Here is a 26,516-nt window from a genome sequence, read left to right as displayed (position 1 = left end):
CAACCTGCTATCGGCCCCGTCCCACGAATGCAAGCGGGACGGAGGGGATCAATAGCTGTATTCGGGATAAATCCGGGTCAGGTCGCCATTCCAGTCGCCATTGTAGTGATCCAGCAACTCATCCGCCGGAACCTTGCCCGTATCGATGCTGTCCTTTAGCGCGTTCAGGAAATGCGTCTCGTCCTGCACCAGACCACCTGCGCCGGGGCGCGCGCGCGACGCCAGACCGGCCTCGGCAATCGAGACCACTTCGCGCGCCAGATCATGCATGTTGATGTTGCCAACCTGTGCTTGCAGACCATCCTTGGCAGCCTCAACCCGCAGTGCTTCGCGCGTCTCGGCATCCCAGCCTTTGACCAGATCCCAAGCGGCATCCAGTGCGGTTTGATCATAGGTCAGACCAACCCAGAAGGCAGGCAGCGCACAGAGCCTGCGCCATGGGCCACCATCGGCGCCGCGCATCTCCATGAATTTCTTGATCCGCGCTTCGGGAAATGCCGTGGTCAGATGATCGGCCCAATCGGACAGAGTCGGCGTCTCGCCGGGCAGTGCAGGCAGTTTGCCCTGCAGGAAGTCGCGGAATGACATGCCCAGCGCGTTGATATACTGGCCGTCACGATAGACGAAATACATCGGTACATCGAGCGCATATTGTACATAGCGTTCGAACCCGAAGCCTTCTTCGAACACAAAGGGCAGCATGCCCGTCCGTGCATCGTCCAGATGCCGCCAGATATAACTGCGCCAGCTTTTCTGGCCGTTCACCTTGCCCTCGAAAAACGGAGAGTTCGCAAACAGCGCCGTCGCGACCGGCTGAAGGGCCAGCGCGACGCGCAGCTTCTGCACCATGTCGGCCTCGGACCCGAAGTCGATATTGACCTGAACCGTGCAGGTGCGCCGCATCATGGCACGGCCCATGGTGCCAACTTTCTCCATATAATCGTTCATCAGCCGGTAACGGCCTTTGGGCATCAACGGCATCTCTTCATGGGTCCAGATCGGGGCTGCGCCCAGACCAATAAAGCCTACACCGATCTCATCGGCGATATCCTTCACTTCACGCAGGTGAGTGTTCACCTCATCGCACGTTTCATGAATTGTCTCGAGCGGAGCGCCGGACAGTTCCAACGCACCGCCTGGTTCCAGGCTGACGTTCGCGCCGTCCTTCTCAAGCCCGATTAAATGTCCAGCTTCACGCACTTCGGCCCAGCCATGGCGGTCTCGCAGACCTTCCAGCACGGCCACAATCGACCGTTTGCCTTCAAACGGCAGAGGTTTCAGAGTGTCTTTGCAATAGCCGAACTTCTCATGCTCGGTTCCGATGCGCCAATCTTCCTTGGGCTTGCAGCCCGATTCCAGATATTCGGCCAGTTGCTCATGGCGTTCGATCGGTCCGCCGCCGGACTGGGGGATGGACATGTGACCCGTGCTCCGATCCTGATGTGTCTGTCTTGGCGGTCAGTCCTGAGCGCAAACCGCGCCAGTGTCAATGCAGCCTAAGGTGCGCAGGCCGTGACGGCGTACGCTCCCAGATCACCACCGGATGTGCCGCACGACCGTTGAGTTCCGACAGCATTTGCTCGGTTTTCAGCCCCGGAAGTGCTGAGAACACATCAAACAGCGCTTCGGCCCCTTCGGCGTTCACCGGAATGTGAAGGGTCGGTTGCCCCGGCTGATCCAAAACCCAATGCGCAGGTTGCGAGGTCGGATCCAACGCCAACCGCTCGATTTCGCGGGCTGCAACGATGCCGCCGTCGAGCGGGCCCAGATAGGTGATCTGGCCTTCATCAATAGTCACCACACCCGGTCCTCCCGCACCATTGCGAAAGCGCGCGCGTTGCACTCCGATCACCGCCAGTGCCATCGAGACGACGATCAGCAGCCACCCCAACCACGCCAGCAATCCGCCGGGGCCGCTGATCCAGCTGAGGCCGAGGATCAGAACAAACCCTGCAACCAGCACTTCGCGCCAGCGCCACAGGGCCAGTTTGGCTTCGGGTCGAAAGAAACTCATGCCACGTCCTCCGGGTTTTTGAACAGGATCAGCGAGTATTGACCTGCAGGCTGGAACCCAATGGATATATAGGCACGCGCTGCCGCATCGGAAGCCGCAAAGAGGACAGCTCTGGAAACTCCCGCGTCGCGCGCCTCAACCAGATGCAGGGCAACAGCCAAACGCGCATAGCCCCGCCCTCGTAAATCGGGTGGTGTGTAGACACCACCGATCTGCACCACTTCAGGCAAGCGAGCGTTGAAGCCGGTCATGCTGACCGGTAGGCCATTCTGCAGCAAAACTCGATGCGAATCCCGCTCGATATAGGTCTTGATGTCCTTCCCAGCCTGCGTCTGTGCGCGCAAAGGATCAAAATCCATGGCTTCGATGAGGTAGCTTTCTCGCCAGTCTTCAAGGACCGAACGGTCTACATCAGTAAGCGGCATGAGATCTGCCCCACTGAAATCCGGTATTTGAAGTCGATCCAGCGCCAGGGAAAACCCCGGCTCATCGCTGTTCAGGGTCGCGGGTCGCCCTTCCCAACCTGCCAACCGGATTATCCGACGAGCCTGCGTTGCCTCAGCCGCGATGCCGAACAGGGCCCGGCCTCGAATAAGGTCAATCGCTGCGGCAAGTTCGGTATCCGAACAGTCGGGACATTGCAGTAGGATCATGCCTTCATTTGTTATGGCAAAGACCGCACGCAACGGGCTGCCAAGCGTCCATGCATTCAACGACCGGGGATGCGTACCGCACAGGCCAAAATCCCGTAGATTGGCCAAAGGGAACATCGATGTTTGGATATGTTGGGACAAAAACGTGTCGATCCTGGACAGGTCCGTTTCCTGCGCCAATTGCCACGTCACGTCCAATCTCCCAACGCTTGCTGCCACATTGTCATCGCCGCAACGGCTGCTGTATCGGCGCGCAGGATGCGTGGGCCGAGGCTGACCACATGGGTAAATGGTAGCTCCGCCAACCGTTTACGTTCTGGCTCGGAAAACCCGCCCTCGGGGCCGATCAGGATCGCCCACGGCTTGCCTTTCTCATTCTCTGCCAAGCGCAGGGCCGAGCCGGCTTCAGCCTCGTCACAGAACATCAATTGGCGATCATCGGGCCACGCGCCCAGGATACGATCCAATCGCTGGAGGTCAGCGACCTCAGGCACAAAAGTGCCGCCACATTGTTCGGCCGCCTCAATTGCGTGGGCCTGCAAGCGATCCTGTCGAATGCGCTCGGAGTTGGTGAATTCGGTCTGCACCGGTATGATCCGTGCGGCCCCCATTTCAGCTGCTTTTTCAACGATGAAATCGGTCCGCGCCTTCTTGATCGGTGCAAAGAGAAGCCACAGATCGGGCGGTAATTGCAGAGGTTTCGATTGCTCCACGCACGACAGAATACCGCCTCGTTTGCCCGCTTCTGCAACCTCTGCCTGCCACTCGCCATCGCTGCCATTGAACAGGGCGACCCGGCCCCCAACCGACAGGCGCATGACACCGAACAGATAATGCGCCTGCTCACGCGTCAAAGGAACCGATTGCCCCGGACCCAAAGGGTGCTCTACATACAGTCTGATCTTCGCATTCATGAGACCCTACATATGCAAGGCAATGCCCCAACACCAGACGGTCAGGTCGCCGATGCCGTAACCGGCAATTGGGTCGATACCCACGCCCCCGCCTTTGCCCGCCCTTACCTACGGCTCAGCCGCGCAGACCGACCCATCGGCACATGGCTGCTGCTGATTCCCTGCTGGTGGGGTCTGGCCTTGGCCATCCTGAGCGACGGCGCACCACGATGGGAGGATCTTTGGATCGCAGTTGGTTGTGCCATTGGTGCGTTTTTGATGCGCGGCGCGGGCTGTACGTGGAATGACATTACTGATCGTGAGTTTGACGGGAAGGTCGAGCGTACAAGGTCGCGCCCGATTCCCTCAGGCCAGGTGAGTGTCCGTCAGGCTGCATTCTGGATGGTGCTGCAATGTCTGTTGGCCCTGGCCATCCTTCTGACCTTCAACCGAGCCGCGATTGCGATGGGGGTTCTGTCTTTGCTGCCTGTTACCATCTATCCCTATGCAAAACGTTTTACGTGGTGGCCGCAGATTTTTCTGGGGCTGGCCTTCAACTGGGGCGCATTGCTGGCCTGGGCTGCACATACCGGCACCGTGGGCTGGCCTGCGATCATGCTTTATCTGTCAGGAATCGCCTGGACTTTGTTCTACGACACGATCTACGCCCATCAGGATGCCGAGGATGACGAGCTGATCGGCATCAAGTCCACCGCACGGCTGTTTGGCACCGATACCGCCCGTTGGCTCAAGTATTTTCTGATTGGAACCGTCAGTCTAATGGCCTTTGCAATTATCGACGCGGCTTTGCCCGGGACATCGGTTCTTGCTTTGGCGGTCGCCCTTGGCGGGCCTTGGGCGATGGGGTGGCATCTGGCCTGGCAATTGCGAGGGCTGGACACGGAGGACAACGCCAAATTGCTGCAGCTTTTCCGGGCCAATCGCGACACCGGCTTGATTCCGCTGATCTTCCTCTGCGTCGCCCTTTTCCTCTGATTGCACCTCTGTGCTGCGCTCTGTATGAGTCCCGGAACCAACCGCCCGAGGAGTCTCGATTTCGCCCATGCGTCTGCCTTACGCCCTAGCTGTTGCGTTGATTTTCGCGGTGTCCGCCGTGCTATCGCTGGTGGTCGCTGGATTTGCGGTCAGCAAGATCGAAGACGCCTCGGAACTGGCCGTGCGAAAGGCCTTGAACTTGCAGGGGCATGATTGGGCCGAAGTCGAATCCGACGGCCTGCGTGTCGTTCTGACCGGCACGGCCCCGACTGAGGCGACCCGATTCAACGCCCTGATCGCTGCGGGCACCGAGGTCGACACCTCGCGCGTCATTGACGAGATGGAGGTTGCTCCCACCGCCGATCTGACACCGCCCCGCTTTTCTACCGAGATCCTGCGCAATGACAGCGGAATTTCGATTATCGGGCTAGTACCTGCGGCTCTGGATCGCGACGATCTGGTAGACAGGCTGCAACGCCTTGATCGGGACGCGTCAGTCTCGGACCTGATGGAAAGTGCCGACTATCCCAAGCCAGACGGATGGGATCAGGCAATCGACTATGCGATCGAAGCGCTCTCGGATTTGCCACGGGCCAAGATATCTGCCAGCCCAGGGTTGGTGCGTATCACGGCCATTGCCGATAGCCAGCAAGAGAAAGACCAGCTGGAACAAGACCTGAGCCGCGCCGCGCCACCAGGTCTGCGAATCGGCCTTTCAATTTCGGCACCTCGCCCGGTAATCACACCATTCACGCTGCGCTATTTGATAGATGAGGATGGCGGGCAGTTTGATGCGTGCTCGGCCCAGGATGAAGTTGCGCGCGACATCATCGTCGCTGCAGCACAAGAGGCCGGACTGACCGGCCCCTATTCCTGCACCATTGGGCTAGGCGTACCGTCTCCGCGTTGGGCGAATGCAGCGCAGCTCAGCATTCGTGCGCTATCCGAACTTGGTCAGGGTTCAGTTACTCTGTCGGATGCAGATATCACTCTAATTGCTACACAAGGGACTAACCCTTTGGATTTCGACCGCATCGTGGGAGAACTCGAAAATACGCTGCCCGAGGTTTTCGCCTTGCATGCAATTCTTCCCGAACCCGAACCGGATGACCCGACTGGGCCTATTGAATTCGTCGCAACACGTAGCCCTGAGGGTTTGGTTCAACTGCGTGGCCGTCTGAGTGACGAAACGCTGCGTGAAATGACCGACAGCTTTGCACGTGCCGCCTTTGGATCATTGCAGGTGCACACAGCCACCCGGATTGCACCGGACCTGCCCGCGGATTGGCCCATACGTGTCTTGGCCGGGCTGGAGGCACTGTCACAACTGCACAATGGCGCCCTGACCGTTACGCCGGACAATGTAGCACTGTCGGGCATCAGCCATGATCCCGACGCCAAGGCCCGGATCGCCGGCATGCTGTCGGACAAGCTGGGCGAGGCGCAGGATTACACCCTGTCAATCACCTATCAGGAGCCGCCCGCACCCGCCGACGCGCCGCCCGACCCTGAGGTCTGCGAAGAGCAGCTGGCCGAGGTTCAGGCCACCAGCAAGATTGCTTTCGAACCGGGATCAGCCACCGTCGCAGCAGACTCGCGCGATGCCCTGAACCAGATCGCGGACATCCTGCGTGAATGTGGCCCCATCCGGTTGGAGATTCAGGGCCATACCGACAGTCAGGGCCGTGAAGAGATGAACCAGCAGCTCAGCCAGTCGCGCGCGCAGTCGATCCTGAACGAATTGCGCGGACGGCGCGTGCCGACTTCAAGCTTTTCTGCGGTCGGGTATGGCGAGACGCAGCCCATCGCCGATAACGAAACCGAAGAAGGCCGCGAAGAGAACCGCCGAATCGAGTTTCGCCTGATCCGTCCTGAACCCGTGGCCAACACCCTGACCGGGCTTGAGGCGATGGAAGCCGAGGCCGAATCTGAGGCCGAAATCGAGACACCTGAAACCGACGCACCGGATGCAGGCTCAGAGGACCAGTAAGTTGAACAGAACAGAATTCATCATCGCCACAGCCATCATCCTGTTCGCAGCTTTCTGCATGGGTTGGTTCGCCAACTGGCTGGCCCATCGGCTGTCCCGTGTTCGCCAAAGCGACGTGGCCGATCTTGACCGCATGAGTCAGGAACTGCACGAGGCCGAAGAAACACGCGATCAGGCAATCACATATCTTCAGCAGCGCGAGGCAGAGCTGACCAACCAGCTGACGCAAACCGAAGCCGAGTTGAATGCCGCAATGGAAGGGCTGCGCGCGGCGCGGCAGGAAGCCGAAGAGATGCGCGGGCGGATCAACAACGCAGACTAGGCACCCTACCAGCGGGTCAGCGCGTCTTCATCCTCGTCCTTGGCAGCCACCCATTCTGCTCCGGAAGTGGTGATTTCCTTCTTCCAGAATGGCGCGCGAGACTTGAGGTAATCCATCAGATATTCCGCCGCCTCAAACGCATCTTTGCGGTGCGGTGCGGCGGTGGCGACCATCATGATACGGTCACCCGGCGCAAGCCTTCCGTGGCGGTGGATCACCAGAACGTTGCCCAGTGACCAACGGGCTTGCGCCTCTTCCGCTATCTTGGTTAGGGCGCGTTCGGTCATGCCGGGATAGTGCTCGATCTCCATCACATCCAGATCGCCCGAAGCCAGATCGCGCACAACGCCTGTGAAGGTCACGATGGCCCCGTTGGTATCGTCCCCGGCGGCAAAAGCGTTGGCTTCGGCCCCCAGATCGAACGGGGCCTCCTGCACGACGATCCGCATTCTAGCCACCCGTCATGGGCGGAAAGAACGCAACCTCGCGCACACCGGTCAGTGGGGCGTCAAAATCCGAAAGCTCTTGGTCCAGCGCCACGCGCAAGGCCGACAGATCGGCAAAGGCAGCAGCATAGCGATCCTCACGCGCGCTCAGTTCCGCGACCAAATCGCTGACTGTTGTGGCCTCAGTTTCAATCTTCTCTTTCGGCAGGCCGATGCGTTCGCGCACCCAAGCGAAATACAGCACGTTCATCGGTTAGCTCTCCTTCAGGTGGGGCATGGCTTTACGTAGGTAGTCATAGCCCGTGATCAATGTCAGCGTCGCGGCAATCCAGAGCAGCCATAGCCCGATACGACCTGACCAGAACATGGCCTCAAGATGCCAGCGGATGTTGTTCAGGTCCTCGACCTGCCCTGCCAGAACCTGATCAATGGTTGTCGCATCCATGCCAAACGTGGCCATCACAAAATGGTGCTCGAATATCCCCTGCGAGAACAGGATCGCGATCGCTACCATCTGTGCCGTCGTTTTCCACTTGGCCAGCTTGGTGACCTTCAGGGTTCCGGCCACATCGCCTAGATACTCTCGCAAGCCTGAGACAAAGACTTCGCGAAACAGGATCACTGTCGCGGGCAGGACCAGCCATGGTGTCCAGTGTTCAGTCGAATAGCCCACCAATATCATCAGCGCGATTACCACCATTGCCTTGTCGGCAATGGGATCCAGCATGGCGCCAATCTTCGTTTCCTGTTTCCAGGCGCGCGCCAGATACCCGTCGAACCAATCGGTGATCGCCGCTGACAGGAACAGAATCAAAGCAAACCAATCCGCATAGGGACGGGTGAAATACAGAAACATCACGGCGAGACCGGGGGCCGCCACAAGGCGCAGTACAGTCAGAATATTCGGCAGGTTCCATTTCATGGCTTGGACCCTACATCGCCGGTTCAAGACAGAAAAGACAGGGTCTTAAAAAACTGACCCAGCACAAGCGTTTGCTGTCTTAAAAGTCAAAGCGTCGCAGCGGTGGTCACATTACAGGTTTCATCTTGGCACTTGATTGCTTTGGCGTCAGATTGTCGGCTGGCCAACCAGACAACACCCCAGAGCTGACATGACACCGCATATTCAAACCGATCCCCGGTCAAATCTGATCGGCAGCGCCTGGATGGTCGCCGCAATGGCACTGTTCGCGCTGGAGGATGCGCTGCTTAAGGCGGCTTCGGCGTCGATCCCGATCTGGCAAGTGCTTGTTCTCTTCGGTGCGGGCGGTGCTGTAATCTACGCAGCGGTTGCCACCGTACGTAGCACGCGTCTGTTCCAGCCCGACGTGTTGTCGCGCCCGATGAAAGTACGTGTGGTCTTCGAGATCCTTGGACGGCTTTTCTATGTATTGGCGATCGCGCTAACGCCACTGTCCTCGGCTACGGTGATCCTTCAGGCCACACCACTGGTTGTCGTCGCAGGGGCCGCGTTGTTCTTTGGTGAATCCGTCGGCTGGCGGCGATGGAGCGCCATTTTGATCGGTCTTGTTGGCGTTGTGATCATCATCCAACCGACCGGAGACAGCTTCTCGGCCCTGTCAATCCTTGCCGTGCTGGGGATGCTCGGCTTTGCGGGGCGCGATCTGGCCAGCCGCGCCGCGCCCGCAACACTGGGCACTGAGGTTCTGGGGTTCTATGGCTTCCTCTGCATCATTGTCGCGGGTTTGGCTTATCGATTATGGGAAGGAACACCGCTGCAAACCCTGACGCCTAATGTCAGCCTGCACATGGGCGGGGCGATCGTGATGGGGGTCATGGCCTATGCCGCGCTGATGAAGGCGATGCGCACCGGCGAGGTCTCATCTGTGACGCCGTTTCGCTATTCGCGGCTGTTGTTCGGTATCGGCTTGGGCGTGGTGATGTTTGGCGAGCGATTGGATCAGACCATGTGGATTGGCTGCGCCCTCATCGTGGCGTCAGGCCTCTATATCCTTTGGCGGGGGCGAAAGGCCTAGCCCTTGTCATGGAAGAAGTCATAGACCTTCTGCGCCAGCCCGGCTGAAATCCCCTCGACGGCTTTAAGATCCGCCAAATTGGCTCGGCTCACCGCTTTGGCGCTGCCGAAATGAGTCAGCAGGGCGCGTTTGCGCGCGGCCCCGACGCCGGGGATTTCGTCCAGTGGCGTTGCACCAACCGCCTTAGCGCGTTTCGCGCGATGGGTGCCGATGGCAAAGCGATGCGCCTCATCCCGCAAGCGCTGGATAAAGTACAATACGGGATCGTTGCGTTTCAGCGCAAAAGGGCGCTGCCCGATGCGATGGAATTCTTCCTTGCCGTGATCGCGATCGACACCCTTGGCGACACCGACCATCGGGATATCCTCGACCCCGTGCTGGGCCATGATCTCATTCACGGCGCTCACCTGCCCTGCACCACCGTCGATCAGCAGCAGATCGGGCCAATGCCCTTTGTCCCTATCCGGATCATCCTTTTGCAGGCGTGTGAAACGGCGGGTCAGGACCTCTTTCATCATGCCGAAGTCATCGCCGGGGGTTAGATCATCGCCGCGGATGTTGAATTTGCGATAGGCATTTTTCATGAACCCTTCTGGGCCCGCGACGATCATGCCCCCAACTGCATTGGTGCCCTGAATGTGAGAGTTGTCGTATACTTCGATCCGGTTTGGCGGCGCGTCCAGATCAAAGGCCTCCGCCACCCCGCGTAGCAATTTGGCCTGCGTGGCACTTTCCGACATCCGCCGGGCCAACGATTCACGTGCGTTGCGCAAGGCACCGGCGATCAGTTCCTGCTTTTCACCGCGCTGGGGCACCAGGATTTCCACCTTGCGTCCAGCTTTTTCCGACAATGCCTCCTGCATCAGATCGGCATTCTCGATTGCATCAGACAGGATCAACTGCCGGGGTGGTTCCTTGTTGTCGTAGAATTGGCCCAGAAACGCTTCCATCGCCTCAGCCTGTGACACATCCGGGCCGACGCGCGGATAGAAATCGCGGTTACCCCAGTTCTGGTTGGCGCGGATGAAGAACACCTGAACACAGGCTTGCCCGCTGTCCATGTAGAGGCCAATGACGTCGGCCTCGGCCACGCCGCGCGGGTTGATGCCCTGAGACGTCTGCACCTGCGTCAGCGCCCGGATACGGTCGCGCAAACCGGCGGCCCGTTCGAACTCCATCGCCTCGGAGGCAGCCATCATCTGCGCGGCGAGATCTTCCTGCACTTTGGTAGATCGGCCTGACAGGAACCTTTCGGCATCCTTAACGCTTTCACGATAGTCGGCTTCCGAGATCAGTTCGACGCACGGTCCAGAACATCGCTTGATCTGATAGAGCAAACACGGCCGGGTCCGGCTATCGAACATGGAATCCGAACAGTTCCGCAGCAGGAACGCCTTTTGCAGCTGGTTCAGCGTCCTGTTCACCGCGCCTGCACTGGCGAAGGGGCCAAAATAAGCCCCCTTTTCTTTCTTCGCCCCTCGGTGCTTTTTGATCTGCGGAAAGGCATGATCCTTGGCGACCAGAATATTCGGGAAGCTTTTATCATCCCGCAACAATACGTTGTATTTGGGCTTGAGCTGCTTGATCAGGTTCTGTTCCAGCAGCAGCGCCTCGGTCTCGGTCCGAGTGGTCAGAAACATCATCGAGGCAGTTGCGGCGATCATTTTCTCGATCCGACCCGAATGTCCCGGGCGGGTGTAGTTCGATACCCTCGCCTTCAGGTTTCGCGCTTTACCTACGTAAAGAACTCGGCTGTCCCCATCCAACATCCGATACACACCCGGCGAGCTGTCCAGCGTTTTCGCATAACGCTGAATGCAGGCATAGCCGGTGGCTTGGGTCGACGATTCGGGATCGGTGCTGGCGGTCATGAGTCTGAGATATGATTCTCTGACCATGGCTGCAATCTTGTGCGCTTCAGATCAAGAGAAAACAAATCCACGACTTCTGTGGATAACTGTGCAGATAACTTTAGGGGCATTGTGATTTTCCCTTGAATCCTTGCCTATTCGTTGATCTGCACAAAAAATAGGCAGGAAATTATGGTGTTGTTTTTAAACGATAAATTTGTTGATCTGAGACAAGTGTATGAAAATTAAGACATTTTTGTAACGTTCAGATAACAGGAACGAGAGCAGTGCAAAACTTGCAGCAGATTTACTTATTCTACACCAAGAACATCGGGTGTTTGCCAACCCAAATGTTGCCCACCATCGACGCAAAGAAGCTGCCCCGTAACAGCATGCGCATCCAGAAAGTATCCCAGCGCAGCGGTGATATCCGACGGGTTCGCGCCGCGCTCCAGAATCGTGTTCTGCCGCTGAGCGCTAAAATGAGCATCACTTTGGCGATGACCCTGCAGCGTTGGACCGGGGCCGATCGCGTTCACACGGATTGCGGGTGTCAGAGCCTGCGCTGCAGTCCGGGTCAAGGCCCACAACCCCATCTTGGCAATCGTGTATGACATGAACTCAGGCGTCAGTTTACGCACCCGCATATCCACCATGTTCACGATCAGCCCAATCGCCAGAGGCTCTCCCTGATCATCAAGCTCCGGCTGCAACCCCTGCTCGGCCATGGCTTGGGTCAGTACGAATGGTGCGCGCAGGTTGCTGTCGAGATGCCGATCCCAGCTTTGGCGGGTAGCTGTGTGGATATTGTCATACTCAAATATCGATGCATTGTTGACCAGACAGGTGATCGGACCACCCAGCGCCTCAGCTGCACGCGGCAGCAATGAGCTGACTTGCCCCTCATCAAGCAGATCGGCCTGCAGCGCAACTGACTTTCGGCCCAGCGCCTGAACCTCATCAACCGTTTCACGCGCAGCCTGATCCGAACTGGAATAGTGCACAGCGACATCCATGCCGCGCTGCGCCAAATACAGCGCCATGGCACGACCAAGGCGTTTACCGGCACCGGTCACCAATGCTCGGGTCATGGGCTCATTCTCCTCGTCAGGTCAGGCTAACAGGCTTGCAACATAGATCACATAGAGCGCTGTCAAGATCAGGCCCCAGACGCGTGTGATATCATTCTTGAAGAACACAAAAGGAATCAACAAGAGCGACGCGCCGAGCATCACCCACAGATCGAAACGCAGGAATTCAGGATCGACGGGAATACGCCCAAACAAGGTCGTAATGCCGACAATGGCCAGCAGATTGAACATGTTCGATCCGATGACGTTACCCAGTGCCACATCCGCTTGTCGCCTCAGGGCAGCCATGACGGTTGTCGACAGTTCCGGCAGGGACGTACCCACCGCGATCAGCGTAAGGCCGATCACTGTTTCGCTCACACCATAGTTCCGGGCAATGACGGTCGCATTTTCGACCAGCAGATGCGCACCCATTGGCAGGCCGATCAAGCCGAGGATCAGGTAGATCGACACCTTCCAATAAGGCATGTCAGGATCTGCTTCTTCAAGACCCTCAAGCTCGTCCTCATCGGCACAAGCTTCACCACAGGCTTTACGGTGCGCATGTGCTTCGCGAAACGCGTTGCCGAGGATCAGAGCCAACGCAGCCAGCAAAATTGCCCCGCTGAGCAGATTAAAGACCCCGCAAAAAGCCAACCCGATAAATAACACCGACGCCAGAAGCATGAAGATGTAGTTCTTGCGGCTGTCGCACTCGCTTGTGTGCAAGGTCGCCAGAAGCGCGGGCAATCCCAGAACCAGCAAGATATTCGCTGTATTCGAGCCCACCACGTTACCCAACGCAATGCCCGGCGCGTTTTCCTTGATGGCGCTGATTGCAATCAGCAGCTCAGGGGCCGAAGTTCCAAATGCAACGATTGTCAGGCTGACGATCAGGGCGGGAACCCCCAACCGCAGGCTGAGGTTCACGGCCCCACGCACCAGCGCGTCACCTGCCAACAACAGGATCAGCAGCCCGAGGCCGGAGAACAGCCATGCCGTCATCCACGGCCTCCTTCTTCGCAAGGACACGGGCCTTTGCCGATCCTAAACCGCCCACAACGCGGACATTTCGCAGAACTCAATCGTTTCTGTCCAGGAAAGCGTAGCTTGCCGAACATCGCCAGAACGCCCATGGCGATCAGGAACAAGGTGACTGCTTTGATGATCACTCTACAACCCGAAACGCGCGTAGGCAGCGCGCTCCTCAATACCGGCTATGGCATCCTGCGCCAGCGTCGCGCCGAAGCGCGACCAGATCGGTTTGCGCAGGCCATAGCGGCGGAACCTGACTTTGTCGCCAAACTTCTCCTGCATCTTGGGCTTCAGATGGGCAATACCATCAATCAAGCCCAGCTGTTGCGCGCGACGGGCCAGCCAGACCTCGCCATTGAACAGATCAGCGCTGCTGTCCAGCTTGCCGTCCCGACGAGATTTCACATGGGTTATGAAATTCTCGTGGATATCGCCCAGCAGCACTTTGAGCCGTGCAATGTCTTCTTTCTTTTCCGGAGCAAACGGGTCGAGCATTGATTTCGACTGACCCGCAGTATGTACGCGTCGTTCAAAGCCCTGACGTGCCAGAAAAACATGCGCGCCAAATCCCGACGATATCACGCCGATCGACCCCAGAACCGAACTGTCATCGGCCCAAATCTCATCCGCTGAAACCGCCAACCAATATCCACCCGAAGCCGCCACGTCTTCGACGAAAGCGTAAACAGGGATCTTAAGCTCTTCCGCCAGTCGCTGGATACGCGCACCGATCAATGAGCTTTGAACGGGGGAGCCGCCCGGCGAATTGATCTCCAGCGCGACCGCAGCGGGCTTGCCCTTGCGAAAGGCTTTCTCCAACACCGGTGCCAGAGCGGTCGCGTTCATCGACCCTCGCCCGGCCATTCCAATGGCACCGGACAGGCGAACAACGGCCACAAGTGGCGGCTTTTTCATGAAGGGCAGGCTGAGTTTCATGGAAGCCGATGTAGAGCGCGCCGGAGCCGTAAACAAGAGACCCGAAGCGCCATAAACGCGACGTGAACCAATTTCACACACCTGATGGGCAAAAATGCAACGCCCTAGCTGCGGATGCGCCAACCGGTTTTGAAGATCCAGCCAATGATCGCGAGGCATATTCCGGTGAAGGCCAGTATGGCCAGAAGGCTCCAAAATATCGGGACATCTGCGATACCATAGAATGACCAGCGGAACCCGGAAATCAGATAAACCACAGGGTTGAACAGAGTGATCGTCTGCCAAAGCGGAGGTAGCATCGAGATCGAGTAAAACGTCCCACCCAGAAAAATCAGGGGCGTCACAACAAGCTGGGGGACAAGCGACATTTGCTCAAAATTTCCGGCCCAAATGCCCACGATAAACCCCAGCAGCGAGAAACTGAGGCAAGACAAGATCAGGAAAGCCGCCATGGCAAACGGGTGTTCAATGCGAATGTCCACAAAGAACGTCGCAGTGGCCAGAATGACAAGACCTACAAACAGTGCCTTAGTTGCGGCCGCGCCCACATAGCCAATCACAATCTCGATGAAATTGATGGGGGCTGAAAGTAACTCATAAATCGTACCCAAGAATTTGGGGAAGTAGATGCCAAAGGACGCATTCGAGATTGATAGCATCACTACGGACAACATGATCAGACCCGGCACAATGAAGGCCCCATAGGACACGCCTTCGATCTCTTGAATGCGACTGCCGATGGCAGTGCCAAACACCACGAAATAAAGCGAGGTCGACAGGACCGGAGACAAAAAACTCTGCGCCAGTGTGCGAAAGAACCGGGCCATTTCAAACCGGTAGATGGCAGTAATAGCGGACCAGTTCATGCGGGTTCTCCGGACACGAGGTTGACGAAAATCTCTTCAAGGCTCGATTGCCGCGTCTGCACATCACGCAGCACTAAACCGGCCTGTGCAACATCATTGAGAAGAGTGGTGATGCCCGTGCGCTCGGCATTGGTGTCGTAAGTATAGATCAGCGCATCGCCTGCACCGTTGAGCGTCAGTTGATGATCGGACAGAACGTCGGGAACGGATAAAATGGGCTCGGTCAACATGACCTCAATCTGCTTTTTGCCCATCTGCGCCATCAATGTGTCTTTGTCCTGCACGAGCAAAAGCTCACCCTTGTCGATGACACCCACACGGTCGGCGATTGCCTCGGCTTCCTCGATGTAGTGAGTGGTCAGGATGATGGTGACACCAGCCTGCTTCAATTCGGCCACGATCTCCCACATGTCCTTACGTAGCTCGACATCTACGCCGGCGGTGGGTTCATCCAGAAACAGCACCCTTGGCTCATGCGCCAAGGCTTTCGCGATCAGCACACGTCGCTTCATGCCTCCGGATAGTTCCTTGATTGCGTTACGGCGTTTGTCCCATAGGGACAGCTTGCGCAGGATTTCCTCGATCCTGGCGTTGTCTCCGCTATGACCGAACAGCCCGCGCGAAAAGCGGACAGTGTTCCAGACCTTCTCGAACGGTTCCAGCGCGATTTCCTGCGGCACCAGCCCAATCATCTTGCGGGCTGCGCGATACTCGGTCTGGATGTCATGGCCACCTACGGTGACCGAGCCCGAAGTCGGCGTGGTAATACCGCACACAGTCGAGATCAGCGTTGTTTTACCCGCCCCATTGGGGCCCAACAGCGCTAGAATCTCACCTTCTTCAATGTCCAGAGACACACCTTTCAGCGCCTCAAACCCATCGGCATAAGACTTCCGCAAATCCCGGATCGACAATATGGTCGTCATGCGTACCCTCGTTCTGACCCCGCAACCTATCGTGACGGACCATCGTCGAACAGTCCAATTCCGCACAGTGCCATGCGCGTGTGCGCAGGGTTCAGTCTCGTCCCGTCAGGCGACCTAGCCAGCCTGACTTGGTCTCTTCTTCGGCAGCGTCTTCTTGCGGTGGCGGACCTTCGAAATATTCTTGAAGATTGGCGAAAAACTGATCGGCCATCTTCTTGGCAAACCCATCAATCAGGCGGCTGCCCAGCTGAGCCAGTTTGCCACCCACCTTAGCCTCGACCTCGTAGGTCAGAAGGGTGCCACCAGCCTCGCTGGGCGCGAAGGTTACATCAGCGCTTCCCTTGGCAAAGCCTGCAGCGCCCCCCTTGCCCTCACCAGCGATGGTCAGGCGTTCGGGCTCAATCATGTCGGACATGGTCACTGTGCCTTTGAAAGTCGCCTTCACAGGGCCAACCTTTTGCACCACGGTCGCATTATACCCCTCGGTTGGATCACCGGTAATCTCCTGCGCGCCGCTGATGCAGGCTTTTAATACTTCAGGGTCCAGCAACGCAGCGTAAACGGCGGCAGGCGGCGCCTGAATTTCACGGGTATCGCTTAACTGCATCTCTCAACCTCTTTTTAATCCTTCGGCAGACCACAAAGACCTAGCCCTGAAACATCGATGCAGGCAACCAGTTTGCTCACACCAAGGCACTGGATCGGGATTCTTCGCTTGCATTCGCTCCGCCCAACAGAAACCCTGCGCCGCAGGAGGAAGACATGCTGCACGGCATACGCATCATCGAAATCGAAGGGCTGGGCCCAGCCCCCTTCGCGGCCATGCTGCTGGCGGATATGGGCGCCGATATCATCACCATCCATCGCAAAGGGTCCGCCGTCACTCCAGGTATGCCTGAACGTTCGCTGCTGGATCGCGGCAAACGATCAATTGCACTGGACCTCAAAGACCCGCAGGATCTTAGCGTTGCAAAACGGCTGATCGCAACGGCTGATGCGCTGATCGAGGGTTTTCGCCCCGGCGTGATGGAAAAGCTGGGGCTGGGGCCGGAAGACTGTCATCACCTGAACCCAAAGCTGGTCTATGGCCGAATGACAGGCTGGGGGCAGCATAGCCCACTTTCTGAGACAGCGGGCCATGATCTCAACTATATTGCCCTTTCAGGGGCTTTATCCTACGCGTCGCCGCCCGGCCAACCGCCTTTGACGCCCGCAACACTAGTCGGGGATATCGGCGGTGGTGCGATGTATCTGGTTGCAGGTCTGCTCGCCGGGCTTCTGAATGCCCGGAGCACAGGCAAAGGCACGGTGGTGGACGCCGCCATCTACGATGGCTCGGCACACATGATGAATTTGCTGATGAGCCTGCGCCAAACCGGCAACCTGTCCGACACCCGGGGTCAAAGCCTGCTTGACGGACCGCATTGGAGCCGAACCTACGCCTGCGCAGATGGCGGCTTCATCTCAGTTCAATGTCTGGAGCCAAAATTCTATGCTCACTTCCTGGACATCCTCGGGCTCAGCGATGATGCGGAGTTCGCTCAGCAATACGACCAGACCGCGTGGCCCAACCTGACGGAACGGTTGAGCGAAATCTTTGCCAGAAAACCGCGCGACGAATGGGCGGCGCTATTCCAGGGGACAGACGCCTGCGTTGCGCCGGTCCTAAGTCCACAAGAAGCACGAGATCACCCCATGAATTCGGCTCGCCAAACATGGGTCGACCACGACGAAACACGTCAAGCCGCAGCCGCTCCTAGATTCTCAACCTACAACTGGCAACCGCGGCCCAGCCCCAAACGCGGAGAGCATACAAATGAGATTTTGAACGAATTTCCTCCCGCTTCATCTGGCTAAAAATACCTCGGGGGTGAATTGGCCGCAGGCCAAGAGGGGGCTGGCCCCCTCGCCAGGCTTACCTCCCGCGCACCGTATCGATCATCAATTGAACGTTCTCAGGGTCCGCATCTGGCGTAATACCATGACCCAAATTGAAGATATGCGGTCCTTTTGAGAAGGCTTCGATAATCCGCCGCGTCTCATCGACAAGCGCTTGCCCGCCTGTCACCATATGCGTTGAAGCCAGATTGCCCTGCACACACCCATCGACTTGCACATTCGCAGCAGCCCATTCGGGCGACACAGAATTGTCCAGCGCGACACAATCCACATCGGTGGCCTTGGCGAAACCGATGTAACCCTGATCCGCTTCGCGTGGGAAACCGATGACGGGAATGCCCGGATGGCGGGCCTTTATGGCAGCAGTAATCTCGCGACAGGGTTCTACGGCGTATTTCTGAAACGCTTCGCCCTTCAATGACCCCGCCCAACTATCAAATATTTTGACAACCTCGGCCCCTGCCTCGATTTGGGCAGACAGGTATTCAATTGTCGCGGCCGTGATCCGATCCAACAGCGCCTCGAACAGCGCAGTGTTTTCTTCGCGCAGCGCATGGGCTGGCCCCTGATCCGGGGTGCCCCGTCCGGCGATCATGTAGGTAGCCACTGTCCAGGGCGCGCCTGCAAATCCGATCAGAGTTGTCTCAGAAGGAAGCTCACGCGAAAGAATACGCACGGTTTCATACACCGGAGAGAGCGTCTCATGAATTGCATCAACCGGCTTCAGCGCATCAAACTCCGACTCCCGTGTAATTGTCGAAAGGCGAGGACCTTCGCCGGTGACAAACCACAAATCCGCACCCAGCGCCTGCGGCACAAGCAGGATATCAGCAAACAGGATCGCGGCATCAAAGCCGTAGCGGCGAATGGGCTGAAGGGTGACTTCGGCGGCAAGCTCGGGGTTATAGCAAAGAGACAGGAAATCTCCGGCCTGTGCGCGCGTTGCACGATATTCAGGCAAATACCTCCCGGCCTGTCGCATCATCCAGATCGGCGGCACATCCTGCACTTCCCCCGCCAGCGCCCGTAGCAATTTCTTTGTCTCGGCCATTCGTGCCCCCAGTGTTCCGGTTTGGTGCAACGCGTCGGCCCTCAGTGGCAATTTGTCAAGCTCTGCCCCCATTGTCAGGGCAATGTGACGCGACTAAAGCTGTGCGCATGAGTCTTACATTGCCTACCCCCGCATCGCCTCTGAAAATCGGCACCCGTGGATCTCCGCTGGCGCTGGCGCAGGCCTATGAAACCCGTCAGAGACTTGGCGCCGCTTTCGACCTGCCTGAGGACGCGTTTGAGATCGTGGTAATCAAGACCACCGGTGACAACCGCGCCATGATCGACGCGGACCGGCCGTTGAAAGAGATTGGCAACAAGGGTCTGTTCACCAAGGAAATCGAAGAGGCGATGCTGAAAGGTGAGATCGACATCGCCGTACATTCGACCAAGGACATGCCCGTCGAACAGCCTGACGGGCTGGTGCTGGGTACATTCCTGCCGCGCGAAGATGTGCGCGACGCGTTTATCTCGCCGACTCTGAGTTCGATTCACGATCTGCCAGAGGGCGCAGTTGTCGGGACTTCATCGTTGCGACGCCGGGCGCAGTTGCTGAATCGGCGGCCCGATCTGAAAGTGGTCGAGTTTCGCGGCAATGTTCAGACTCGCCTGAAGAAGCTGGCCGATGGCGTGGCCGATTGTACCTTTTTGGCCATGGCCGGATTGCGCCGCTTGGATATGAAAGACGTCCCCGCGACTGCCATATCACCTGATGACATGCTACCTGCCATTGCGCAGGGCACCATCGGCATTGAACGGCGCAGCGACGATAACCGCACCGCCGAGATGCTGGCGGCGATTCATCATGTCGAAACAAGCCAACGCCTTGCGGCTGAACGCAGCCTGCTGGCCGGGCTGGATGGCTCATGCGAAACACCGATCGCCGGTCTGGCACAAGTCCAAGATGGCCAACTGCATCTGCGTGGAGAAGTTCTGCGCCCGGACGGTTCCGAGGCGATCAGCGAAGAGGCCACCGGGGCGCTTGAAGACGGCGCAAAACTGGGTCAGACAATGGCCGCCTCTCTGCTGAAACAGGCCGGACCAGGGTTTTTCGACTGGCGCTAAGAAAAAATTTAAACAATTTCAGGGTAATGTGAACTTCTTCACTGTCTACCCTGCCGAATTCGTTAAATATGGGGACAGAAGGTCGATCTCGAATATATCGAAAGTTTTAGCCCGTGTTGTTTTAGATGGTATTCGAGGGGGCGAGATTGATACTTCCGGCGGGGCGCAGTTGATTTTCAACAGCGCCCCGTTCTCTTTTCTAAAGCATATGGCGAAGTACTTACTCTGCACCTTCGCGCAGACCATGATGATGACTAAACACCGGCCGCGCATGAAGCACCTCTGATCGGAAATCCGCCATGCGCCCCGGTAGCGCGCGATAGAATGATGCCAAACCTGGCTCAACCGCCATCGCATGCTTGGCACATTCCTTGCACAATCCAGCGACTACGGTCTGTGACTCCCGTGCGCGTATCGCCTCTAGTAGACCTATGTGTGCGGTCTGCAGCTTTTGAAACGATGCACTGCCTGCAACTTCCCGATCTCCGACCAGTACATAAACAGGCTCTGGCTCGCTTTTACCTTTCAAATCCACGAAGCCCGCCTCTAGCAGCGCAAGATCAGAATTGGTGACACGGCGAATAGAGTCTGAGACTAGAATATCATAATCCACATGTCGGCAGTTTTGTTCGATCCGCGCTGCCACATTCACCACATCTCCGATTACTGTGTAATTGAACCGGCGCCGCGAGCCGATATTGCCTACGCAGGCGGCTCCGGTTGCGCAGCCAGTCGCCAGAGCGATGGGAGGACGCCCGCGCATGATGGGCAAAGTGTTGAACTTATCTAACGCGCCGCGCATCTTCAGCGCGGCCAAAGCAGCGCGGCACGGGTGATCATCCACGGGCAGCGGTGCATTCCAAAAAGCCATAACCGCATCGCCGATAAATTTGTCGATCGTTCCACGCTCGACCAGAATCTGATCCCCGATCTCTGAGAACAGCGCATTCAGCAAGGCCACCAGATCGGTGGCTGATACAGACTCGGACAATGGCGTGAAGCCCCGAATGTCCGAAAACATCACCGTGATCTGCTGAGATTCACCTCCCAATTGCAGTTGATGCCCGTTGGCCTCCATCTCATCGAGGATTTCCGGTGCGACATAATGCGAGAAAGTCTGGCGGATCACCCGCTTCTCCCGCTCGGTCGAAACAAAGAGGTACCCGGCCAGAAGCCCGAAATTGGCCATACCTCCGGCCAAAGGGAAGGTCGCATCAAACAGAACCGACTGGTTCTGGAACGCCAACCAACTGATGGCAATCACGGCCGATGCGGCCACACCGCCTGCAGCAAAAGAAGCGACCGCCCCATAGTTGGACATGACCACTGTGACAACGACGCCCAGGATCACGAACGCCAGCAGCTCAAGTGCAGAGGTAACATCCGATCTGCTCAGCACATCGCCAAGGATGATCTGTTCGATAATCTGGGCGTGGATCGAAACACCGGGAACAGATTCACCCAGTGCCGTTTCGCGTATATCGAACAAGCCCGCCGCAGAGGTGCCGACCAGAATGATCCGTCCTTCTATCTCTGACTGAAGCGTTGGATCACTACCGCTGCGCATGACATCATCGGCCGACAGATAGAGGCCAGGATTGTCCCGCCTGTAACGCACCCAGATCTCGCCATTCTCGGTGGTCGGCAGCACAAAATCACCCAGACCAACCTCAAGCATGATGCCGATCTCGTCCTGCGATCCTTCGGCAAAATAAACGGATTCGCCCATGGCCACCCGCAGGGCTTCAACCCCAAGCGCAGGTAATACACCGTTGGGCCCGGACCAAAGCACAGGGACCCGTCGCACCACACCCAAACTTCCTTGGGGCGAAACATTAACACCCCCGATCCCGGCCGCTTCTTCCCCCAATGGCGGCGCCAGAGAGGTCCAGTGGGCAACGCTGACAAGGCCAGCTGCGGGGTTCTCTCCGATTTCGACTAACCCCGCCTTCGGTACAATGGCCGAACCGCTATCGGTTTGCCGGGCTGCCACACCCAGAACCACTGGCCATTTCGCAACTTCGTCCCCAAATCTGACGTCATTGTCCAGATCGATCGCGGCCTGATCCACCTGCAATAGTCCGGACAAGGTCGGGTCTTGCAACAGTCGCATCGGAGAGTATCGGTCGGGCTCGGCAAACAGCATATCAAAGGCAATCGCAGCGGCACCGTATTCGCCCAATCGTTCGACCATCTGACCCAACAGGGTACGAGGCCAAGGCCATTGGCCCCATTCTGCCAGAGACCTTTCATCAATATCCACCACGCGGACCGGCAGATCCGGGTTGTAGGCCCGTGGTGAAATCCGCTGCAGGATATCGAAGTAAATCAATCTGGACATTTGAACGGGATACGGATCCGCGACCCTAATGAAGCAGCCCATCAAGATCAGCCCCAAGCCTACAAGCCTGAATACTAATCGATGCCCAATTTTGTCTCTTATCTTACCCACCACGTTCACCTTCCAGGCGTAGGGGAACATGAAAATATATGTAACCTGATGCTACCAACCAGCTATCGCTGAAGCGTTACCTGCCGTCGCCGTTGCCCTGACACCCGATCCACCGCTATCTCCACTGGATGCGTTTACGGATGTTCTCGTTTCACCCGAGGCGCTTACACCTGCGCGCGCTGATGTCCCGGAACGCCCTTCGGCGCTGGCAGAGGCCCGGTCTGGCGCTTCGGATCGCCCGCTTTCGCGGGCCGCCGACACCTCAGAACGACCTTGTTCCGTTTGCCGCCGCGCTTCGCGCCGCTCTGGCCTTTCAGATTCAATCTTTGGGGCCTGAGCCTGTCTGCCCGAACACCCTTCTGCACTCACCCGAAACGGTGGCAGCAGTTGCGTTTGCGAGCGTATGAAGGGGAAACCACCTTTTAGCGCTTTGTCATACTGCTCCTGATCTATCGGGCGCCCCACCTGACCGCCCGAACCGGTCGCAAAGAGACTGCACTGTCGGCTTGCCGACCGGCACGACCCGCGTCGGCCGCACATCTGAACGGTGCCCTCGATAACCAGCATCGCGCTTTGGCTGCCGGATGTAATCCACATATCAAATGTCGTTCCCCGCACGGCCATGGTGGCATCGGGCGTTTTGATCGAGTAAGCGCGCTTTCTGCTTTTGCCCGAAATGAAACGGAAACTGCCGCCCAGCGCCTGCACGGTGAAGTTTTTTGCCTTCCGATTGCCTCGCAGCATCGAGACATCCAGGATCATTCGCGCGTTCGGACCAACCGCGATCTTGGTTTCATCTACGAACACCAATTGAACCACCCCTGATCTGTCGGTCGAAATAGTATCGCCTGAAATAACATCCATCCCTTCACGCAAGCGTATCTTTTTACCGGCCCGGATAATATCCGCGCCCGGTTTAGCACTGAGCACTTTTCCGATTGATGCGATGGCCGACGCAGGCAGCGTCGCTAGAACCAAGAAAACACAAAACAATTTCAACCAGGCCAAACCCAAGTCCCCTTCCCCCAAAAGGTACCTACCAGGGTGCCAAACACCCCACGCCCGATATCTGTCGCCTCAGAAAGCTAAATCTGAATAGTTATTAGAGCCTTAAAACTAGACAAATATGCGCCAGAACAGGTGGAGTTGGCAAGGTTTTGCATGTTTTTCAGCATTTCGGGGGTTTCGCACCCCTGCTTCCGGTAGCCCCAGCGCTCCTTCTTGTGGGTTTGATCATCGGTATTCAGAAAAATTTTCCAGACATAGAAAATCGCCTTGTATCTGGATGACAGGCAAGGATATACCGGCCAGCGGAGACGTGGCCGAGTGGTCGAAGGCGCTCCCCTGCTAAGGGAGTAGGCGGGAAACCGTCTCGAGGGTTCGAATCCCTTCGTCTCCGCCACCCATACCGGGCATCACCTGCGATGCCTGCCATGGTCTGAACGATCTCATAAAATCATCCCACTGAATTCACGGCATTTCACGGGCGTTGCACACTACCATTTCTCAAGGCGGATTGGATCGCTCGCATCAACCATTGCACCCTGATGCCGGAGCTTGGTGCGTTGTCTGCAGTACAATTCAGCCCAGGATGTTGGAGGCGGTGAGATATCTATCTTCGTCGCCCTAGAAAGCTCAATTTGGCAAACTGGCGCAATCGACACCCGTTACGGATTCAAAAAAAGGCCGTCCCAACTGGGACGGCCTTTCATTCACTGTCTCTCGAAAGAGGTTCAGGCAGCCAGCGCGGCCTGTGCTTTGGCGACGATCGCGCCGAACGCTTCCGGTTCGTGCACAGCCAGGTCAGCCAGAACTTTGCGGTCCACTTCGATACCGGCCAGGTTCAGGCCGTTAATGAAGCGGGAATATGTCAGTGCCTCGTCATGCGAACGGACAGCGGCGTTGATACGCTGGATCCACAGCGCGCGGAAGTTGCGCTTGCGGTTCTTGCGGTCGCGGGTTGCGTACTGGTTGGCCTTGTCTACGGCCTGACGGGCAACCTTGAAGGTGCTCTTGCGGCGGCCATAGTAACCTTTGGCAGCCTTGATGACCTTCTTGTGACGGGCGTGAGTTACGGTTCCACCTTTAACGCGGGACATCTCTTAATCTCCTCTTAGCGGTCGTAGGGCATGTAGCCCTTGACGATCTTGGCGTCGGGGGCGGACAGGGTGGTGTTGCCACGGGCGTCGCGGATGAATTTCTTGGTCCGCTTGATCATGCCGTGCCGTTTGCCGGCCTGGCCAGCAAGGACCTTACCGGTCGCAGTCACCTTAAAGCGCTTTTTGGCGCTCGACTTTGTCTTCATCTTAGGCATTTCCGTCTCCTTTCGGGGTTCGGTTTCAGACGCGACTCGGCATGCCATCTCGGCCGGTCACGCGATCAGAAGCGCCGTTTACGCAAGTTCGGTCATACTGGCAAGGGGGTTTGGGCCAGAATCTGCGCTTTTTGCAGGCTGGCTAGGCACCGGGGCGACGCGCGCCGCCCCGGTGGTTTGGATTAATGTTCGAATTTGCGGATTTCACCGCTCTTCAAACGCTCGGCATAAGATGCCAGTTCCTGACGTACCACTTTCATCAGGAAGTAGAGCGCGAAGACGTTCACAACCGCCATGGCAAAGATCGCCGCATCCGAGAAGTCGATAACGGGGCCAAGGTTGGCCGCTGCACCGATGACTACGAAGATGCAGAAGATGACCTTGAACACCAGTTCCTTGGTGTGACCCTCACCGAACAGGTAGGTCCAGGCCTTGAGGCCGTAGTAGGACCAGCTGATCATGGTCGAGAAGGCGAACAGAACTACTGCGATTGCCAAAACGTAAGGGAACCAACTGAACGCGCTGCCAAAGGCGGCTGAAGTCAGGCTGACGCCCGAGTTTCCGTCAACCGTTGCGATGGCATTACCGGCTTCGTTCAGCATATAGTTTCCGGTCTCCGGATCGACGATCAGCTGCTGCGTGATAATGATCACCAACGCGGTCATGGTACAGATCACAACCGTATCAATGAACGGCTCCAGCAGCGACACGAACCCTTCGGTGATCGGTTCTTTGGTGCGAACCGCCGAGTGGGCAATCGCCGCAGAACCAACGCCCGCTTCGTTCGAGAACGCCGCACGCCGGAAGCCCTGGATCAATGCGCCGACCATACCGCCAGCAACACCAAGACCGGTGAAGGCTCCCGCGAAGATTTGGCCAAAGGCCCAACCGATCTGATCCGCGTTCATCAGGATGATCACCAGCGCCGCGGCCACATACATCACGCCCATGAAAGGAACGACTTTCTCAGTCACGCGCGCGATGGATTTCAGGCCGCCCACGATCACTGCAAAGACGATGCCTGCAAAGACCAGTCCAGTGATCCAGCCCGGGTAATCTCCGACGATGCCTGCGATCTGCTGATGCGCCTGATTGGCCTGGAACATATTGCCCCCACCAAGCGCGCCAAGGATGCAGAAGATCGAGAACAGAACGGCCAGAATTTTACCGCCCGGCAGGCCCAGTTCGTTGAACCCTTTCGACATATAATACATTGGACCACCAGAAACGGTGCCGTCATCATATTCGTTGCGGTACTTCACACCCAGCGTACATTCGGTGAATTTCGACGCCATGCCCAACAGGCCCGCGACAATCATCCAGAAAGTTGCACCTGGCCCGCCGATACCGACGGCGACCGCAACACCAGCAATATTACCGAGGCCAACTGTACCGGACAGCGCCGTTGCCAGCGCCTGAAAGTGGCTAACTTCACCCGCATCATTGGGATCAGAATAGTCACCTTTCACAAGGCTGATAGCATGACCGAAGAAACGCAATTGTACAAAGGCAAAATAAAGCGTGAAGACGGTCGCGGCGATGACCAGCCAACCCACGATCCAAGGGAACCCGGTGCCCGGAAACGGGGCAAAAATAAAGCTGACGAAAGGCCCGGTGAAATCAGCAAAGGCCTGGTTGATTTTATCGTCCAAACCGACCGCCTCCTGTGCGGCAGTGGGGCTCGCAACCAGAGCGGCAAGTGCTGCCAGACTCAGTTTGTTCTGAATATTCATCATAATCTC

At 57.4% G+C, this 26,516-nt stretch carries 26 protein-coding genes and 1 tRNA gene; 7 read left to right on the top strand and 20 right to left on the bottom strand.

Going from position 1 to position 26,516, the window contains the following annotated elements:
* Positions 1-48: 48 nt before the first annotated feature.
* From ACR0BT_RS13445 to ACR0BT_RS13430, 4 genes are all read right to left on the bottom strand, one after another.
* Positions 49-1,419 carry a glutamate--cysteine ligase gene (locus ACR0BT_RS13445; protein ID WP_170408403.1) on the bottom strand — a complete coding sequence of 457 codons (1,371 nt, stop codon included), beginning with the start codon at positions 1,417-1,419 and terminating at the stop codon, positions 49-51.
* Positions 1,420-1,486: 67 nt separating this feature from the next.
* Positions 1,487-2,014 (bottom strand): hypothetical protein, encoded by a 528-nt coding sequence (locus ACR0BT_RS13440; RefSeq protein ID WP_170408404.1) that lies wholly within the window; start codon positions 2,012-2,014, stop codon positions 1,487-1,489.
* Positions 2,011-2,859 carry a GNAT family N-acetyltransferase gene (locus ACR0BT_RS13435; RefSeq protein ID WP_480763369.1) on the bottom strand — a complete coding sequence of 283 codons (849 nt, stop codon included), beginning with the start codon at positions 2,857-2,859 and terminating at the stop codon, positions 2,011-2,013. Before ACR0BT_RS13435 ends, ACR0BT_RS13440 begins: the two co-directional genes overlap by 4 nt.
* A complete protein-coding gene (locus tag ACR0BT_RS13430; RefSeq protein ID WP_170663995.1) occupies positions 2,856-3,581 on the bottom strand; it encodes a 16S rRNA (uracil(1498)-N(3))-methyltransferase in 726 nt (241 codons plus the stop codon). The genes ACR0BT_RS13435 and ACR0BT_RS13430 overlap by 4 nt, the downstream gene beginning before the upstream one ends.
* A 12-nt stretch (positions 3,582-3,593) precedes the next feature.
* Here ACR0BT_RS13430 and ubiA point away from each other — a divergent pair, with 12 nt between their 5' ends.
* The 3 genes from ubiA (at position 3,594) to ACR0BT_RS13415 (ending at position 6,868) form a co-directional block, all read left to right on the top strand.
* Positions 3,594-4,556: a 4-hydroxybenzoate octaprenyltransferase gene (gene ubiA, locus ACR0BT_RS13425; RefSeq protein WP_170423611.1), complete on the top strand. Its 963-nt coding sequence runs from the start codon at positions 3,594-3,596 to the stop codon at positions 4,554-4,556.
* A gap of 67 nt (positions 4,557-4,623) precedes the next feature.
* Complete coding sequence (locus ACR0BT_RS13420) at positions 4,624-6,546, top strand: OmpA family protein (RefSeq protein WP_480763368.1); 1,923 nt, start codon at positions 4,624-4,626, stop codon at positions 6,544-6,546.
* A 1-nt stretch (position 6,547) separates the two neighbouring features.
* The gene (locus ACR0BT_RS13415; RefSeq protein ID WP_170395619.1) at positions 6,548-6,868 is read left to right on the top strand and encodes a hypothetical protein; all 321 of its coding nucleotides are present in this window, start codon (positions 6,548-6,550) and stop codon (positions 6,866-6,868) included.
* Between the two features lie 5 nt (positions 6,869-6,873).
* On the opposite strand, the gene ACR0BT_RS13410 is transcribed toward ACR0BT_RS13415, so the two are convergent.
* The 3 genes from ACR0BT_RS13410 to pgsA are packed head-to-tail and all read right to left on the bottom strand — an operon-like array spanning position 6,874 to position 8,236.
* Positions 6,874-7,317: a molybdopterin synthase catalytic subunit gene (locus tag ACR0BT_RS13410; protein WP_170395617.1), complete on the bottom strand. Its 444-nt coding sequence runs from the start codon at positions 7,315-7,317 to the stop codon at positions 6,874-6,876.
* Position 7,318: 1 nt separating this feature from the next.
* The gene (moaD, locus tag ACR0BT_RS13405; RefSeq protein ID WP_480763367.1) at positions 7,319-7,564 is read right to left on the bottom strand and encodes a molybdopterin converting factor subunit 1; all 246 of its coding nucleotides are present in this window, start codon (positions 7,562-7,564) and stop codon (positions 7,319-7,321) included.
* A gap of 3 nt (positions 7,565-7,567) precedes the next feature.
* Positions 7,568-8,236 carry a CDP-diacylglycerol--glycerol-3-phosphate 3-phosphatidyltransferase gene (gene pgsA, locus ACR0BT_RS13400; RefSeq protein ID WP_170395613.1) on the bottom strand — a complete coding sequence of 223 codons (669 nt, stop codon included), beginning with the start codon at positions 8,234-8,236 and terminating at the stop codon, positions 7,568-7,570.
* Positions 8,237-8,426: 190 nt separating this feature from the next.
* Between pgsA and ACR0BT_RS13395 the strand changes: the two genes are divergently transcribed.
* The gene (locus ACR0BT_RS13395) at positions 8,427-9,311 is read left to right on the top strand and encodes a DMT family transporter (protein WP_170636671.1); all 885 of its coding nucleotides are present in this window, start codon (positions 8,427-8,429) and stop codon (positions 9,309-9,311) included.
* Here ACR0BT_RS13395 and uvrC read toward each other — a convergent pair.
* From uvrC to ACR0BT_RS13360, 7 genes are all read right to left on the bottom strand, one after another.
* Positions 9,308-11,182 (bottom strand): excinuclease ABC subunit UvrC, encoded by a 1,875-nt coding sequence (gene uvrC, locus ACR0BT_RS13390; protein WP_480763366.1) that lies wholly within the window; start codon positions 11,180-11,182, stop codon positions 9,308-9,310. The two genes, ACR0BT_RS13395 and uvrC, sit on opposite strands and share 4 nt — an antisense overlap.
* A gap of 290 nt (positions 11,183-11,472) precedes the next feature.
* Positions 11,473-12,252, bottom strand: coding sequence for an SDR family oxidoreductase (locus ACR0BT_RS13385; protein WP_170423603.1), 780 nt, complete (start codon positions 12,250-12,252; stop codon positions 11,473-11,475).
* A gap of 21 nt (positions 12,253-12,273) precedes the next feature.
* Positions 12,274-13,236, bottom strand: a complete 963-nt coding sequence (locus ACR0BT_RS13380) for a calcium/sodium antiporter (protein WP_480763365.1) — start codon at positions 13,234-13,236, stop codon at positions 12,274-12,276.
* A gap of 168 nt (positions 13,237-13,404) precedes the next feature.
* Positions 13,405-14,202, bottom strand: coding sequence for a S49 family peptidase (locus ACR0BT_RS13375; RefSeq protein ID WP_170423599.1), 798 nt, complete (start codon positions 14,200-14,202; stop codon positions 13,405-13,407).
* Positions 14,203-14,306: 104 nt separating this feature from the next.
* Positions 14,307-15,068 (bottom strand): ABC transporter permease, encoded by a 762-nt coding sequence (locus tag ACR0BT_RS13370; protein ID WP_170395601.1) that lies wholly within the window; start codon positions 15,066-15,068, stop codon positions 14,307-14,309.
* Complete coding sequence (locus ACR0BT_RS13365; protein ID WP_170395599.1) at positions 15,065-15,994, bottom strand: ABC transporter ATP-binding protein; 930 nt, start codon at positions 15,992-15,994, stop codon at positions 15,065-15,067. Before ACR0BT_RS13365 ends, ACR0BT_RS13370 begins: the two co-directional genes overlap by 4 nt.
* A gap of 91 nt (positions 15,995-16,085) precedes the next feature.
* Positions 16,086-16,601 carry an SRPBCC family protein gene (locus ACR0BT_RS13360; protein ID WP_170395597.1) on the bottom strand — a complete coding sequence of 172 codons (516 nt, stop codon included), beginning with the start codon at positions 16,599-16,601 and terminating at the stop codon, positions 16,086-16,088.
* Between the two features lie 155 nt (positions 16,602-16,756).
* Between ACR0BT_RS13360 and ACR0BT_RS13355 the strand changes: the two genes are divergently transcribed.
* Complete coding sequence (locus ACR0BT_RS13355) at positions 16,757-17,851, top strand: CaiB/BaiF CoA transferase family protein (protein ID WP_480763363.1); 1,095 nt, start codon at positions 16,757-16,759, stop codon at positions 17,849-17,851.
* Between the two features lie 58 nt (positions 17,852-17,909).
* On the opposite strand, the gene hemE is transcribed toward ACR0BT_RS13355, so the two are convergent.
* Positions 17,910-18,944, bottom strand: coding sequence for a uroporphyrinogen decarboxylase (hemE, locus tag ACR0BT_RS13350; RefSeq protein WP_480763362.1), 1,035 nt, complete (start codon positions 18,942-18,944; stop codon positions 17,910-17,912).
* A gap of 107 nt (positions 18,945-19,051) precedes the next feature.
* On the opposite strand from hemE, the gene hemC reads away from it, so the two are divergent.
* A complete protein-coding gene (gene hemC, locus ACR0BT_RS13345; RefSeq protein WP_480763361.1) occupies positions 19,052-20,008 on the top strand; it encodes a hydroxymethylbilane synthase in 957 nt (318 codons plus the stop codon).
* A gap of 220 nt (positions 20,009-20,228) precedes the next feature.
* Here the strand turns inward: hemC and ACR0BT_RS13340 are convergent, their stop codons facing one another.
* Both ACR0BT_RS13340 and ACR0BT_RS13335 read right to left on the bottom strand, forming a co-directional pair.
* A complete protein-coding gene (locus ACR0BT_RS13340) occupies positions 20,229-22,349 on the bottom strand; it encodes a CHASE2 domain-containing protein (protein WP_480763360.1) in 2,121 nt (706 codons plus the stop codon).
* Between the two features lie 162 nt (positions 22,350-22,511).
* Positions 22,512-23,438, bottom strand: a complete 927-nt coding sequence (locus tag ACR0BT_RS13335) for a FecR family protein (RefSeq protein WP_480763359.1) — start codon at positions 23,436-23,438, stop codon at positions 22,512-22,514.
* A 334-nt stretch (positions 23,439-23,772) separates the two neighbouring features.
* On the opposite strand from ACR0BT_RS13335, the gene ACR0BT_RS13330 reads away from it, so the two are divergent.
* Positions 23,773-23,862: transfer RNA gene (locus ACR0BT_RS13330), tRNA-Ser, on the top strand.
* 331 nt (positions 23,863-24,193) lie between these two features.
* On the opposite strand, the gene rplT is transcribed toward ACR0BT_RS13330, so the two are convergent.
* From rplT to ACR0BT_RS13315, 3 genes are all read right to left on the bottom strand, one after another.
* On the bottom strand, positions 24,194-24,559 hold the full coding sequence (gene rplT, locus ACR0BT_RS13325; RefSeq protein WP_008756009.1) for a 50S ribosomal protein L20: 366 nt from the start codon (positions 24,557-24,559) through the stop codon (positions 24,194-24,196).
* Positions 24,560-24,573: 14 nt separating this feature from the next.
* Positions 24,574-24,774: a 50S ribosomal protein L35 gene (gene rpmI, locus ACR0BT_RS13320; protein WP_010443552.1), complete on the bottom strand. Its 201-nt coding sequence runs from the start codon at positions 24,772-24,774 to the stop codon at positions 24,574-24,576.
* 182 nt (positions 24,775-24,956) lie between these two features.
* Positions 24,957-26,507: an alanine/glycine:cation symporter family protein gene (locus tag ACR0BT_RS13315; RefSeq protein ID WP_170465878.1), complete on the bottom strand. Its 1,551-nt coding sequence runs from the start codon at positions 26,505-26,507 to the stop codon at positions 24,957-24,959.
* Positions 26,508-26,516: the final 9 nt, after the last annotated feature.

It is taken from the genome of Ruegeria sp. CJ6 (assembly GCF_056536665.1).
This window is presented reverse-complemented; position numbering and strand designations above follow the sequence as displayed.

Coding starts and splice junctions, on each gene's coding strand:
- ACR0BT_RS13445 (WP_170408403.1), bottom strand. CDS start 1,419: ATGTCCATCCCCCAGTCCGGCGGCGGACCGATCGAACGCCATGAGCAA.
- ACR0BT_RS13440 (WP_170408404.1), bottom strand. CDS start 2,014: ATGAGTTTCTTTCGACCCGAAGCCAAACTGGCCCTGTGGCGCTGGCGC.
- ACR0BT_RS13430 (WP_170663995.1), bottom strand. CDS start 3,581: ATGAATGCGAAGATCAGACTGTATGTAGAGCACCCTTTGGGTCCGGGG.
- ubiA (WP_170423611.1), top strand. CDS start 3,594: ATGCAAGGCAATGCCCCAACACCAGACGGTCAGGTCGCCGATGCCGTA.
- ACR0BT_RS13420 (WP_480763368.1), top strand. CDS start 4,624: ATGCGTCTGCCTTACGCCCTAGCTGTTGCGTTGATTTTCGCGGTGTCC.
- ACR0BT_RS13410 (WP_170395617.1), bottom strand. CDS start 7,317: ATGCGGATCGTCGTGCAGGAGGCCCCGTTCGATCTGGGGGCCGAAGCC.
- moaD (WP_480763367.1), bottom strand. CDS start 7,564: ATGAACGTGCTGTATTTCGCTTGGGTGCGCGAACGCATCGGCCTGCCG.
- pgsA (WP_170395613.1), bottom strand. CDS start 8,236: ATGAAATGGAACCTGCCGAATATTCTGACTGTACTGCGCCTTGTGGCG.
- ACR0BT_RS13395 (WP_170636671.1), top strand. CDS start 8,427: ATGACACCGCATATTCAAACCGATCCCCGGTCAAATCTGATCGGCAGC.
- uvrC (WP_480763366.1), bottom strand. CDS start 11,182: ATGACCGCCAGCACCGATCCCGAATCGTCGACCCAAGCCACCGGCTAT.
- ACR0BT_RS13385 (WP_170423603.1), bottom strand. CDS start 12,252: ATGACCCGAGCATTGGTGACCGGTGCCGGTAAACGCCTTGGTCGTGCC.
- ACR0BT_RS13380 (WP_480763365.1), bottom strand. CDS start 13,236: ATGACGGCATGGCTGTTCTCCGGCCTCGGGCTGCTGATCCTGTTGTTG.
- ACR0BT_RS13375 (WP_170423599.1), bottom strand. CDS start 14,202: ATGAAACTCAGCCTGCCCTTCATGAAAAAGCCGCCACTTGTGGCCGTT.
- ACR0BT_RS13370 (WP_170395601.1), bottom strand. CDS start 15,068: ATGAACTGGTCCGCTATTACTGCCATCTACCGGTTTGAAATGGCCCGG.
- ACR0BT_RS13365 (WP_170395599.1), bottom strand. CDS start 15,994: ATGACGACCATATTGTCGATCCGGGATTTGCGGAAGTCTTATGCCGAT.
- ACR0BT_RS13360 (WP_170395597.1), bottom strand. CDS start 16,601: ATGCAGTTAAGCGATACCCGTGAAATTCAGGCGCCGCCTGCCGCCGTT.
- ACR0BT_RS13355 (WP_480763363.1), top strand. CDS start 16,757: ATGCTGCACGGCATACGCATCATCGAAATCGAAGGGCTGGGCCCAGCC.
- hemE (WP_480763362.1), bottom strand. CDS start 18,944: ATGGCCGAGACAAAGAAATTGCTACGGGCGCTGGCGGGGGAAGTGCAG.
- hemC (WP_480763361.1), top strand. CDS start 19,052: ATGAGTCTTACATTGCCTACCCCCGCATCGCCTCTGAAAATCGGCACC.
- ACR0BT_RS13340 (WP_480763360.1), bottom strand. CDS start 22,349: ATGTCCAGATTGATTTACTTCGATATCCTGCAGCGGATTTCACCACGG.
- rplT (WP_008756009.1), bottom strand. CDS start 24,559: ATGTCCCGCGTTAAAGGTGGAACCGTAACTCACGCCCGTCACAAGAAG.
- rpmI (WP_010443552.1), bottom strand. CDS start 24,774: ATGCCTAAGATGAAGACAAAGTCGAGCGCCAAAAAGCGCTTTAAGGTG.
- ACR0BT_RS13315 (WP_170465878.1), bottom strand. CDS start 26,507: ATGAATATTCAGAACAAACTGAGTCTGGCAGCACTTGCCGCTCTGGTT.